13 protein-coding genes are annotated in these 12,377 nt (G+C 35.7%); 3 read left to right on the top strand and 10 right to left on the bottom strand.

All coding sequences use genetic code 11. From position 1 onward, the window contains the following. Positions 1-94: 94 nt before the first annotated feature. Entirely contained in the window at positions 95-976 is an 882-nt protein-coding gene (locus tag G7059_RS07770) for a MurR/RpiR family transcriptional regulator (protein ID WP_166081517.1), read from the bottom strand. 79 nt (positions 977-1,055) lie between these two features. After that, positions 1,056-1,412: a hypothetical protein gene (locus tag G7059_RS07775; RefSeq protein ID WP_166081518.1), complete on the bottom strand. Its 357-nt coding sequence runs from the start codon at positions 1,410-1,412 to the stop codon at positions 1,056-1,058. Positions 1,413-1,506: 94 nt separating this feature from the next. Here G7059_RS07775 and G7059_RS07780 point away from each other — a divergent pair, with 94 nt between their 5' ends. Next, the gene (locus G7059_RS07780) at positions 1,507-2,547 is read left to right on the top strand and encodes a Xaa-Pro peptidase family protein (protein ID WP_166081519.1); all 1,041 of its coding nucleotides are present in this window, start codon (positions 1,507-1,509) and stop codon (positions 2,545-2,547) included. A 127-nt stretch (positions 2,548-2,674) separates the two neighbouring features. Here the strand turns inward: G7059_RS07780 and G7059_RS07785 are convergent, their stop codons facing one another. After that, a complete protein-coding gene (locus G7059_RS07785; protein ID WP_166081520.1) occupies positions 2,675-3,154 on the bottom strand; it encodes a peptidylprolyl isomerase in 480 nt (159 codons plus the stop codon). Positions 3,155-3,211: 57 nt separating this feature from the next. Between G7059_RS07785 and chbG the strand changes: the two genes are divergently transcribed. Then, entirely contained in the window at positions 3,212-3,928 is a 717-nt protein-coding gene (chbG, locus tag G7059_RS07790) for a chitin disaccharide deacetylase (protein WP_166081521.1), read from the top strand. Positions 3,929-3,953: 25 nt separating this feature from the next. Here chbG and G7059_RS07795 read toward each other — a convergent pair whose 3' ends face one another. The 7 genes from G7059_RS07795 to G7059_RS07825 form a co-directional block, all read right to left on the bottom strand. Further along, complete coding sequence (locus G7059_RS07795; protein ID WP_166081522.1) at positions 3,954-4,427, bottom strand: hypothetical protein; 474 nt, start codon at positions 4,425-4,427, stop codon at positions 3,954-3,956. A gap of 96 nt (positions 4,428-4,523) precedes the next feature. Then, positions 4,524-4,817, bottom strand: a complete 294-nt coding sequence (locus G7059_RS07800) for a hypothetical protein (protein ID WP_166081523.1) — start codon at positions 4,815-4,817, stop codon at positions 4,524-4,526. Between the two features lie 48 nt (positions 4,818-4,865). Next, the gene (locus G7059_RS07805) at positions 4,866-5,978 is read right to left on the bottom strand and encodes a M42 family metallopeptidase (RefSeq protein WP_166081524.1); all 1,113 of its coding nucleotides are present in this window, start codon (positions 5,976-5,978) and stop codon (positions 4,866-4,868) included. Positions 5,979-6,123: 145 nt separating this feature from the next. Next, positions 6,124-7,965 (bottom strand): ABC transporter ATP-binding protein, encoded by a 1,842-nt coding sequence (locus G7059_RS07810; RefSeq protein WP_370519179.1) that lies wholly within the window; start codon positions 7,963-7,965, stop codon positions 6,124-6,126. Beyond that, the gene (locus tag G7059_RS07815) at positions 7,952-9,745 is read right to left on the bottom strand and encodes an ABC transporter ATP-binding protein (protein ID WP_166081525.1); all 1,794 of its coding nucleotides are present in this window, start codon (positions 9,743-9,745) and stop codon (positions 7,952-7,954) included. The genes G7059_RS07810 and G7059_RS07815 overlap by 14 nt, the downstream gene beginning before the upstream one ends. Before the next feature lie 19 nt (positions 9,746-9,764). Further along, entirely contained in the window at positions 9,765-10,265 is a 501-nt protein-coding gene (locus G7059_RS07820; RefSeq protein WP_205700197.1) for a Gx transporter family protein, read from the bottom strand. Then, a complete protein-coding gene (locus G7059_RS07825; protein WP_166081527.1) occupies positions 10,262-10,639 on the bottom strand; it encodes a NusG domain II-containing protein in 378 nt (125 codons plus the stop codon). Before G7059_RS07825 ends, G7059_RS07820 begins: the two co-directional genes overlap by 4 nt. A 156-nt stretch (positions 10,640-10,795) precedes the next feature. Between G7059_RS07825 and G7059_RS07830 the strand changes: the two genes are divergently transcribed. Then, positions 10,796-12,319: a bifunctional UDP-sugar hydrolase/5'-nucleotidase gene (locus G7059_RS07830; RefSeq protein WP_166081528.1), complete on the top strand. Its 1,524-nt coding sequence runs from the start codon at positions 10,796-10,798 to the stop codon at positions 12,317-12,319. The last annotated feature ends 58 nt before the right edge of the window (positions 12,320-12,377 follow it).

The following is a 12,377-nucleotide window of genomic DNA, read 5'->3' on the forward strand; positions in this document are numbered from 1 at the left end:
CGTACTCTTCGTATCCGTAATATCTACAGGGTAATATGGTAATACTTTCTTTTTATTTAATGAAACCGTATAAAAAAGACGGAAATTGCTTCCGTCATTCTCCTAATAATATATTTTTAAGGTATTCGCCTTGTTCATTAATATGTTGTCCTGATTTGTACTGTCTCAATACATTGTTTTGATAATCCAGTTGGAACAACATGGCATATATAATATCAGCAACAAATTGCATAGCAATCCTTGATGCAAAGACTCCCATTTTTACCATTCTCTTTTCACTATTATCGATTAATACAGAACAGTCTACAAGATTAGCATAGGGTGTATTCGGATTGGCTGAAATCAAAATAACTTCACACTTTGCTTCTTTAAATTGCGTAATCCAATCTCTTACTTGTTTACTATTTGCGTAAGTACTAAAGATTACTGCCACCTCTTTGTGGTTCTTAAATCTTGGAGGAAAATAGTTATGGAATCCCATTGTATTGTCACAAGAGGAAGGATAACCTATATGCTTAAGTTTGTTATGGAAGTCCAGTGCAACAAGTGCCGAGTTTCCAATTCCCCATAAAGTGATACGATGAGCGTCTTCTAATAGATTAACAGCTTGGCGCAAATCTTTAATATTAAGATTATGATAGGCATCTTCAATAGCCTGTGAATTCAAATTCACAAAAGCTTTTACAATTGCTTCGTCTGAGTCAGTAGGTAATATTGGCATATCAACTTCAATTCTTTCGTTTTGAAGAAGTATCATGCTTATTTCTTTAGCTAAGGTAATTTTAAAGTCAGAAAAACCTTTAAAACCAAGCTTCTGGCAAAATCTTACGACAGTAGAATTAGAAGAAAAAACTGTTGCACTAAAATCACTTATCGTCATTTCAATTACCTTTTTTGGATTTTCAAGTATGTAGTGAGCAATTTCTTTTTCATTATCAGATAGGTTCTTTGTATTCTTTAGGTCATCAATTAGCATACATATCCCTCTTTTCTTACTTATTATACCATTTTGAAAAGGCTTAAAGATTATAAAAAACAACTCCGTAATGGAGTTGTTAGTGCATCAGTCTATTTTCATCGTTTGCGCTGCGAATAAACTCTTGGAGTGTTTCAAATACAGCCTGTGTCTCTTTCGCATCAAATGTTTCAAAATCTTCTTCTAAGAAAAAGTATTCGACAAGTGGTAGAATGTCTTTTTCGTTCATAGCATCATGAATTGCAGTAAAGAAAGAAACAATGTATCGTTTGATATTTTCATTAACTCGATACGTTTGAATTTCCTCAAGTACCGCCTCTAAATTATCTTCGATTTCATAAAGATTAATTGGGCGAAAAGGAGGAATCAAAATTTGCATCGACAAATCGACTGGATTTTTATTTACAATAATAACTTGTTTTTCTTCTGGTTTCATAGTATCCCTTCCTTTCACATTTATCTTATCACATCTTAGATAACATTGCATTTTAGAGAACTCCTACTATAATTATTAATGAGGAGGAATTACCATGCGATACAAGAAATTACAAGAAATAATGACACTACCCCAAATACTTGTGACAGACCCAGTAATGATCTATTACTTTATTGGGAAAGAGTATGATCCAGGAGAGCGTCTCTTAGCTCTACTTATTCAAAAAGATAAAGAACCACTTCTATTCCTAAACAAACTATTCATAGCACCAGACACTATCAAAACAATCTCTTATGAAGATAGTGATAATCCAATTAATCTAATCAAGTCATACTTAGCCCACAAAGATCTCGGTATTGATGGAACGTGGGCTGCACGATTCGTGATTCCTTTTATCCATGATTACGACATTCATGATGCTTCTGCTACTTTAGAATCCCTGCGTCGTATTAAGGATAATGACGAAATTGAACTCATGACAAAAGTTTCTGAACATAATGATCGAATCATGGAAGAACTGAAACATGAAATTCGTGTAGGTATGACTGAAATTGAATTAGCTGACATTATCAACACAAAGCAAAACACAGATCCATTAGAAGGTGTCAGTTTCACTCCAATCGCACTGTTCAGTGAGAACATTGCTGACCCTCATGGCATTCCATCAAATCGTAAGCTTACAGAAAACGATATGGTACTGATAGATATGGGTGGAATGTATAAGCATTATGCATCAGACATGACACGTTGTTTCCTAGTAGGTAGTAAGCCAGAGCTTGAGAAGATTTATGAAATCTGTCGACAAGCAAATGAAGCTGCTATTGCCGCTATAGCACCAGGTGTCAGTTTCGCCTCTATTGATAAAGCTGCTCGAGATGTGATTAGTGATGCAGGCTATGGAGAATACTTCGTACACCGCACTGGTCATGGAATAGGATTAGAGGCTCATGAAAACCTTGATGTATCCTCAAGTAACCAGGAACTTGTCCAAATAGGGATGTGTTTTTCAATCGAACCAGGAATCTATATCCCGGGAGTTGGCGGTGTAAGAGTTGAAGACCTAGTCTGCGTCAGTGAACATGGTGTAAAGGTATTAAATCACTATACCAAGTCATTAGAACAAATAGTTCAATAAAATACCTCTCTTTTAGACACGAAACAGAAGATTTGAGAATAATAAAGGGTACTATAAGTATGCAATCTTCGGATTGTATGCTTACATCCCCTCAAGCATTGAAAAGCGACTATATCAGTCGCTTTTCCTATATTATTTCAATTGTTTGGATTACTTGGTCTTCAAGTGGTTTATCATTACTGTTTCGTTTAACGTTAACGATTTCTTGAATTACATCAAGTCCTTCGATAACTTTACCAAATGAAGCATATTGTCCATCTAAGTGTGGTGAATCTTGAGCCATGATAAAGAATTGGCTTCCTGCGCTGTTTGGATCGTATGCACGAGCCATAGAGAATACACCTTCACTATGCTTTAAATCATTCTTAAAGCCATTTGATGTGAATTCTCCCTCGATTTGATATCCAGGTCCACCCATTCCAGTTCCTGTAGGGTCTCCACCTTGGATCATAAATCCTGGAATAACACGGTGGAAGATTAATCCATCATAGAACTTGTCGTTAATTAACTTGACGAAGTTCTCTACTGTTTTTGGTGCAATTTCTGGGTACAACTCAGCAATCATTGTACTACCGGTTGTCATTGTGATTTTTATTTTAGTTTCCATAAATACCTCCGTGACAATCATACCAAACATGCTATAATTTTACTAGGAGGATTTAATATGAAATTAATTGTTAATGCAGATGATTTTGGTTTAACTGATGGTGGCAACCGTGCCATCATAGAATGTTATAAAAATGGAATTGTAACTTCCACTACTTTAATGGCAAATATGCCTTTCGCAGATCAAGCAATCCAGTTTTCAAAAGAAAATCCTGGTCTTGGTGTCGGAGTCCATATGGTACTCACAACCGGAAGACCTCTATTAAAAACTCACAAAACATTAGTTGATGACGAAGGAAATTTTAAATTCCGCTCAGATACTATTGATGAATCTATAGATTTAGACGAGCTTTATCAAGAATGGGATGCACAAATTGAATCAATCAAGAGTCAAATTCCAATCACTCACCTTGATTCTCATCACCACACCCATCTACATCCTCTCTTGAGAACTGTAGTTGAAAAGCTTGCTAAGAAATACAATCTACCTTATCGTTCAGATGCGACAGTCGTCCCTACCCAAGTTAAACTCGATGGTGGCTTCTATAAAGAAACAGTTTCTACTGATTACTTATTGAACCTTTTCCAAACAAACACTGAGGAATATCTAGATCTCATGACACACCCTGCATACGTTGACGATCGTATTATGGAAATATCCAGTTACAATACTTATCGTGAAACGGAACGACAAGTGTTACAAGATCCTAAGGTGCTTCAAGCAGTTAAAGATTTAGGAATCGAACTTGTTAGTTATAAAGATCTTTCAAAGTAAAAAGAGTCTAGCGACTCTTTTTCTTTTACTCTTGGTTATCTACTTCTTCTACAGTTTCAACTTCTTCAGTGTCTAATGGACCACCTTCAATAATATATTTCATAGTTTCCAAACGTTTTAATAGACGTTTTCTTGAACCACGACTAATAATAGGCAATGACATTAATTTATAGTTTAATGAACGAGCTTTACTACTTACCCCTTGTCCATCTTCTGTTGTGGATAAGAACGTACCGTCAGCATCTGCAATTAATTCATAACTTGTAAATACACGGTCTTTACTATTAATTGATTCTATAGTTATTTTTACGTTTGGTTCAAATACTGTAACTTTTTGTTCAATCGAAATCTCTTGACCATTAAAGTTACGTGCTGTCGACTTAATTTCTTGATTAAGTAACTTTGATGGACTACATTTAAATACCTTTGCAAATTCCATTTCAATAAAACGCCATACTTCCTCAACTGGTTTTTCAATAAAAATTTGTGCTTGTAACATGTCTTATTCTCCTCTTATTACTTTTTATGATTACTGTTATTATATCATCAACTTTACTAATAAGTAAAAAATCTTTATTAAGTTTAGTACAGCTTATTAAGACTGACGATTCTCATGGTACATTACTTCTTTTCCAGCTTCAGTAGCATACTTAATCTCACTACGTACACTCTCACCAATATAATCGTTTATGTTCACAACATAAATGGCATCGCTCATATCAATCTTCCTCATATGACTTTTCGCAAGTTTGATAGGATTAATTTCAATGTTGTCAATATTATATGAACACTGAAGGACAGCGCACTCGTGATTCAACTCTAAATCCAATGCAATCCTCATCATTTCATTGGCAAATCTCATACTTCCACAAAGTGTTACAACTTTCATTGATTTCCTCCCTTTCATGTAGAAAAAAACTTAGCAAATGCTAAGTTCTTATCGTTTGTAGTTTTGTAATTCTGTTAATGTTTCAGCATTCATACGACGGCTAAATTCTGTTAAGAGTTTAACTGTATCCACAAAATCTTTACGGTGAATAATTCCGTAATGTGAGTGAATATAACGTGTAGGAATTGAAATTGATAGTGTAATTACACCATCATGAACTTTATGGATTTCTCCTGAGTCAGTACCACCAGCTGCTAAGAGCTCAAATTGGTAATCAATACCCATTTCATCACATAAGTCTTGTAAGTGATATAGTAAGCCTTTATGTCCAATATAGGAAGCATCCATGACTTCTAATGTAACACCAACACCTAATTTAATACGGTTGTCATCACCTGGAGTATCAAGTGCAATTGTAGTATCAATTGTTACTGCAATATCAGGATTGATTTTTTGTGCTGCAGTTTTTGCTCCACGTAAACCAACTTCTTCTTGTACTGTACCAACTGAATATACGTTTGCATCAATTTTTTCGTCTTTTAATGAGCGAATAACCTCTGCTGCAACTGCTGCACCAATTCGGTTATCCCATGCTTTTGACATTAAGTAGTTAGGATTAGCAAGAACATGGAAATCAGCTTTAGGTGTAACAGCGTCACCCACTTGAATACCAAGTAGTTTTACTTCTTCTTTGGAAGCAACACCTAAGTCAACATACATATCTTGAATATCCATTACTTTGTTGCGTACTGCTGGTGGTAATCCGTGAGGAGCTTTTGATCCAATAACCCCCACATAATCCATACCTGTACGAGTTGTTATTGTAACAGGATGTGATGGTAAGACATGTCCCCACCATCCTCCAACTGCTTGGAGTCGTAAGAAACCTTTATCATCGATGCTTTTTACTAAGAAACCAATTTCATCAACGTGACCTGCAAACATAATCTTCGGTCCGTTTTCAGCACCTTTTTTAAGAGCAATAATTGATCCTAATTGATCATAACTAATTTCATCAGCGAATTCTTCAGTCCATGTTTTGAAAACACGTGTCATCTCTACTTCATGTCCAGAGATACCATTTGTGAGGGCAAAGTCAGCAAGTAAACTTAAATTTACTTCTCCGTATGCTTCCTCTAATTTTGCGTCTTTCTCGCTCATACTTCTTTCACTCCACTTCTTTTTCTATAACACTGGGAATAAAACCCAAGTAAACTAATAATACCACAGCTCAGTTAAAGTTTCATTGAAAATGATAAATATTTATCAAAGTATTTATTAAAAGAAAGAGAGTCATTAAACTCTCTTATAACTCTGACATTAATTGTGCTTCGCGAGCTTCGTTAAACTGATTTGTATAGAGCTTGTGATAATAACCTTTTAAGGCTAATAATTCTTGGTGTGTTCCGTCTTCAATGATTTCACCATATCGGATAACAAGGATTCTATCTGCATTAACAATCGTTGAAAGTCTATGCGCGATTATAAAACTTGTTTTTTCCTTGAGTACAGTATCCACAGCATGTTGAATAATTGCTTCAGTTTCTGTGTCAATGGATGAAGTTGCCTCATCTAAGACGAAAATTGATGGCTGAGCGATAAGTGCTCGAGCAAATGAGATTAATTGTTTTTGCCCTGTAGAGAGTCTTCCTCCCCCTTCACCAACATCGGAATCATAGCCATTATCAAGTTGCATAATGAAATCATGTGCATCTACAAGTTTTGCTGCTTCCACGATTTCTTCATCAGTTGCATTAAGTCTACCATAGCGAATATTCTCTTTAACCGTACCATCGAAAAGGTGTGGTGCTTGAAGTACATAACCTAAATGTGAGTGCATCCAAGCAATAGAACGTTCTCGATAGTCTTTTCCATCAATTAAGATTTCACCGCTACGTGGTTCATAGAAGCGACAAATTAAGTTAACAATTGTACTCTTACCTGAACCCGTCTCCCCAACTAAAGCAATACGTTGCTTCGGTTCAACTTTAAGATTGAAATTCTTTAGAATCGGCTCTTCTGGATTATAGTAGAAATCAACATCTTTAAATTCAATGTGACCTACCATATCTTCATAAGCTTCTTCTTTAGGTTCAAGAATTGTTCCGTATTTCGCAATAACTTCTTCTGTATCCGTAAGTTCTATTTCACTGTTAAGCATGGATAACACACGCTCAGCTGATGCTTGCGCCATTTGTAATGATGCTAAGATATTTGCAATGTTACGTAATGGCTCATAGAATTGACCAGCGTACTGTGTAAACATAATAAGTGTTCCTACTTGAATCAAGCCTTGGACAACCATTTCTCCACCAACTACAATAACCCCAGCGTTTCCAAGTGATGAGATTAAGATAATAATTGGAACATAGAGAGAACTTAATAAGATTGCTCTCATTGTTTGCGATCTCATTTCTGATGTTAGAACTGTAAACTCACTATAATGGAGTCTTTCAAGAGCCATTGTTTTCGTAGTCTTGGCTCCTGATATCCCTTCACTAAAACCACTTGTAATCTTAGAGTTAATTGCACGGGTTTTACGATAGTTCTTTAGAATTCGTTTTTGAAACCATGCACTGATAAAGTAAACAAACGGTACTATGGCTACAACAACTAATGCAAGCTTCCAGTTTGCCACAAACATAACGATTGCAAGCATAATCATCATAAAGATTCCCCATAGGAGGTCAATAAAGCTCCATGATAATATTTCTGATAAACGAGCAATGTCACTTGTGACACGTGCCATCAACCATCCTGATGGTGTCTTATCATAATATGAGAACGGTAATACTTGTAGTTTCTTCATTGCCTCTTGACGTGTATTAAAACTTACGTCCATTTCAATAAGGCCACTTTGATAAATAAACTGATAAATAAGGTATGCTTGAAACATTACCAATGCAGCATAACCTAATGCAAAGAAGAGGATATCTTGATTGCTACCTTGACCTGAGTAATATACATCAATTGCGTGACGGTTTAACAATGGTAGGATTACACCAATCATAGCTTCTCCTGTAACGATCACAAGAGCACCCATCATTCTTTTCTTACTGGATTTCATCAATCCAAAAATTTCTTTCCAAAGACTCGTATTTAAAGAGTCCGATTCAAATACTTCTTCTTCAAACTTATTGTCCATCATTTGCACCTCCATTCGTATTGTGTTGAATGTTGGCAATCTTTTGATAGAGACCTTCTTCATTGATCAGTGTCTCATGTGTACCAATTTGTTCTATTTTCCCTTTATTGATAACAACGATTTTATCAGCATTTTGTGCTGAGTTAATTCGGTGCGTGATAATTAAGGTTGTAGCTTCTTGGTTTTCTTTTAATGCTTTTCGTATAGATGCGTCTGTCTCAGCATCTAATGCTGAAAGTGAGTCATCAAAAATAACGATAGGTTGTTTATTAATAACAGTACGAGCAATGGCAACACGTTGTTTTTGTCCACCACTTAAGGTAACTCCCTTTTCTCCTACTGCAGTTTCATAACCCTGATCAAATCCTTCAATAACATCGTGAATTGACGCAATACGAGCTGCATCATAAACATCACGTTCATCAGCACGAGGTGTTGCAAGCTTAATGTTGTCAAAGATTGTTTTTGAGAATAAGTAAGGTTCTTGTAAAACAATCCCTACATGTTCTCTAACATGTCGAGGTGCAATCGTTTTAAGATCATGGTCATCGAAGTAAATTTTTCCTTCACTAGCATCGTAGATACGTGTTAGTAAATGTACAAGACTTGATTTACCACTCCCTGTTGGACCCATAATTGCGACAGTTTCTCCTGCTTTGATGTCAAATGAGATATCATCTAATACCTTATCTGTTCCATCATCATAGATAAATGATACATTTTCAAAACGAATGCTTCCTTTTATTTCAGGAGTGTCTCCTGCATCAAGTTCTTCTGGTACAACTTCTAGAATTTCATTCAATCGATCGATTGCAACAGTAACTTTACCCATATCGGACAAGATACGTCCCACATTTCGAATAGGCCACAATACCGTACTAATGTATGTAACAAACACAACTGCATTACCAATTGTCATTGCTCCACTTCGAACTTCAAAGATACTTGCGATGAGCACAGTTAGAATTTGTAGGAAACATAACATATCAGAGATTCCCCAATACATTCCCAACAACCAAATTAAATGCTTTGTTTTGTCACGATACACTTCATTTTTCTTCGTGAATTTTTCTAATTCAAAACGTTCGCGATTAAATGCCTTTACAACACGAACTGCATCTAAGGACTCTTTAAATGTATCTGATAGATCAGCCTCTGCTTCATCACTCTCTCTAAAGACTTCTTGCATCTTCTTAAAGAATGCATAGCCAAAGAAGAAAATGATTGGAAAGACAATCATCGAAATAAACGTCATCTTAACGTTGATGTTAAACATAATCGTTAATGATATAACAACCATGAAGATTGCATAAATAAATTCACGCACTTGATTAGAAAGGAATCTATTGATTGTATCAACATCTGATGTACAGCGTTGAATTAGATCCCCTGTTTTAGCACGTACATGATATGCATAAGGCAATGTTTGTAAATGGTCATACAAATGATTACGAAGGCGGCGTGTAAAAGTCTCCGTATAACGTCCATTTGCCTGTCCACGAATAAAGAGCGCAATACCACTTAAGGCATTGAGCGATACGATAGCTACCGCAATAATCCAAAGATTATTACTTACATACTCCACACCACCTAACAGTGATGCAATTACTTGTGCTGATCCACCGTTTACTGCTTGTTGGTTAAATACATTATCAACAACAAACTGCAGTAAAATTGGGTTTACTAAAACAATTGAAACATAAAATAATGTCGCAATAATTACAATGAGTAAATTACGTTTATACCCTTTGGTATAACCAGCAATAAACTTTAAATGATTCATACATTCTATCCCTCTACTATTAATCTGTTATAAATCTTTTATTAATAGTTTTAACGAGATATCCTGTTAGTATTCCTGTAGGAACTCCTGTCAATAACATTACGGGTAGCCATGTAATCATTAATGGCATGTTCGTAATAAAAATAATTACTCCAATTTGTCCTAAATTATGAAACGTAGCAGATGCCGTTGAAATACCAATCTCTGACATCTTAGTAACTTTATGAAAAAAGACTATTGATAAACAACTTGATAGAGTACCAATGAACGCTAACCAGAATCCCGTTCCAACTAATGTTCCCCTCAATAATGATACGATTAAAACTCTCATTACGTTAACAATAAATAATTCTTTGACACCTAGTAAATAAAACGCTATTAATCCCAAAACGTTTGCTAGACCTAGTTTTACCCCTGGAACCCCAATAACAAATACGGGTTCAATCATATTAACGATCATAGCCATCCCTAAAAGCATTGTTAAAACTGTCATGCGGTGTGTCTTACTTCTTATTTTCATCGAATGATGATGTCTTCCTCTGTGGCTGTGTTATCTGCTTCAACGACAATCAAGATTTTATTTGGTAAACAAACAATTGGGACATTTGTCTTATCTACCCAACCTTGAATGGAGCAATAGTTTAAAGGAGAAATTTCATCAGCGACTCGAATACGACCATCTTTGATTTCAATTACAACATCTCCTAAGTCGCCAGGAACGGTATAATGTCCATCTTTGTTCATATTGAGACGAAGGATTTCTTCATCTTTGTACATCACAACTGCATGAGACGAATCACTATCAACGGCACTTATTAACTTGCCTGTTGAAAAGAATAATCCCACTGATAGTAAGAGTACAACAGCTATAAAGACTTTATCGGATCGATTCATTGACTTCTCCTTTCTATATCTCATAAATATTACCATATTTTTATTAATGTGTATTCAATTTTCGGTAAATACGTAAGTTTTTATCATTTAATTGTTAAAAAACGAATGATATGCACCAATTCCGTTATTTTTGGTATAATAAGAATTGGTGATAAAATGAAAATAAAAATAGTAGCGACAACAGATATACACGGAAGTATCTTTCCTACAAACTATACAACACGAGATCAAAAGCAAGATTATAGCCTTGCTCACATCTCGAGTGCGATTAAGAAATTCCGTAATGAAGGAAATGTCCTTCTCTTAGATAACGGTGATGCCTTCCAAGGAACGCCATTATTAACCTATGCACATCAGAACATAGATACAGTGATGAATCCAATAGCTCAAGTTTTCAACGCTCTAAAGTATGATTATATTAATTTAGGGAATCATGACTTTAATTATGGACTTGATGTTCTTAAGAAGTTTATCAAGGAGAACAATGCGCCTTTACTGACTTCAAATGTATTTTTTGATGGAAATCCAGTAGGTAAAACACAGATCCTTGAATATGGTGGTAAGCGTATCGCTCTAATTGGAGTACTGACACAGTTCATTCCTCATTGGGAACGACCAAGTCATCTTGAAGGTGTAACTCTTAATGATGCTTACGAACATATGAAAGCAGAAGTAGAAGCTATTAGAGACTCTGTCGACTATGTTATCGGAATGTATCATGGTGGATTCGAGAAAGACTTAGAAACTGGTGAACCCACAGAACGTCAGACTGGAGAAAACGAAGGATATCAAATGAGCTTTATTGAAGGTCTTGATATCTTAATTACAGGTCATCAACATCGTTCGATTGCAACTTACTTACATGGAAAAGCAGTTACGCAAACTACTCTTAAAGCTAAAGAGTTTGCAACCATCGATTTTGATCTCGAAACCGGTGAAATCTCACCAATGATCCATCAGACAGAAGACTACCCGCTTGATGAAGAAATCTTAAAACCTTTAGCAACGTTACAAGAAAATGTACAAAATTGGTTAGATCAACCAATAGGTTCGTTCTCCGAGTCTTCTCCTTCACTTATTATTGAAGATGAGTTTGAAGCAAGAATTCGTAAACATCCTCTCGTATCATTTATGAATCAGGTGCAAAAGGATCGAAGTGGTGCTCAGTTATCGTCTGTTGCATTATTCAATGGAAGCATTGGCTTTAACAAGTCTATTACAATGAGAGAGCTTGTAGGTACCTATATCTATCCTAATACCTTAGTAGTCAAACGAATTACTGGAAGTCGACTTAAAAAGATGCTTGAGTATTCCGCTTATTTCTTTACCATTGATGAAAATAATCAAATCGCAGTTTCTCCTGATTATGTAAGTCCCAAACCACAACACTATAATTATGATATGGTTGACGGTGTAAGCTACACAATCCATGTTGCAAATCCTCGAGGCTCTCGCATTGCCGATTTAAAATACCAAGGACGCGATGTTGAAGATGATGACACATTCACAATCGTTGTAAATAATTACCGTGCAGCAGGCGGTGGTGGCTATATGATGGTCGCAAAGAGTGATCTTGTTGAAGACATTCAAGAAGAAATGGTTGATACACTCATGAACTATTTCCAAGAAAACTCACCTGTAGAAGTTGAACACGAAGATAACATCCTCGTTACCTATTAAACAGAAGCAAAGGACCACATAACGTGGTCCTTTTTGCTAACTAGAATATGACTGAGTT

The organism is Erysipelothrix sp. HDW6A (assembly GCF_011400295.1).
GTDB lineage: Bacteria > Bacillota_I > Bacilli_A > Erysipelotrichales > Erysipelotrichaceae > Erysipelothrix.

Excerpts from the sequence above, each read along its gene's own strand:
- G7059_RS07820 (WP_205700197.1), bottom strand. The coding sequence starts at position 10,265 with ATGAAAATAAGAAGTAAGACACACCGCATGACAGTTTTAACAATGCTT.
- G7059_RS07775 (WP_166081518.1), bottom strand. The coding sequence starts at position 1,412 with ATGAAACCAGAAGAAAAACAAGTTATTATTGTAAATAAAAATCCAGTC.
- G7059_RS07795 (WP_166081522.1), bottom strand. The coding sequence starts at position 4,427 with ATGTTACAAGCACAAATTTTTATTGAAAAACCAGTTGAGGAAGTATGG.
- G7059_RS07830 (WP_166081528.1), top strand. The coding sequence starts at position 10,796 with ATGAAAATAAAAATAGTAGCGACAACAGATATACACGGAAGTATCTTT.
- chbG (WP_166081521.1), top strand. The coding sequence starts at position 3,212 with ATGAAATTAATTGTTAATGCAGATGATTTTGGTTTAACTGATGGTGGC.
- G7059_RS07810 (WP_370519179.1), bottom strand. The coding sequence starts at position 7,965 with ATGATGGACAATAAGTTTGAAGAAGAAGTATTTGAATCGGACTCTTTA.
- G7059_RS07785 (WP_166081520.1), bottom strand. The coding sequence starts at position 3,154 with ATGGAAACTAAAATAAAAATCACAATGACAACCGGTAGTACAATGATT.
- G7059_RS07825 (WP_166081527.1), bottom strand. The coding sequence starts at position 10,639 with ATGAATCGATCCGATAAAGTCTTTATAGCTGTTGTACTCTTACTATCA.
- G7059_RS07780 (WP_166081519.1), top strand. The coding sequence starts at position 1,507 with ATGCGATACAAGAAATTACAAGAAATAATGACACTACCCCAAATACTT.
- G7059_RS07800 (WP_166081523.1), bottom strand. The coding sequence starts at position 4,817 with ATGAAAGTTGTAACACTTTGTGGAAGTATGAGATTTGCCAATGAAATG.
- G7059_RS07815 (WP_166081525.1), bottom strand. The coding sequence starts at position 9,745 with ATGAATCATTTAAAGTTTATTGCTGGTTATACCAAAGGGTATAAACGT.
- G7059_RS07770 (WP_166081517.1), bottom strand. The coding sequence starts at position 976 with ATGCTAATTGATGACCTAAAGAATACAAAGAACCTATCTGATAATGAA.
- G7059_RS07805 (WP_166081524.1), bottom strand. The coding sequence starts at position 5,978 with ATGAGCGAGAAAGACGCAAAATTAGAGGAAGCATACGGAGAAGTAAAT.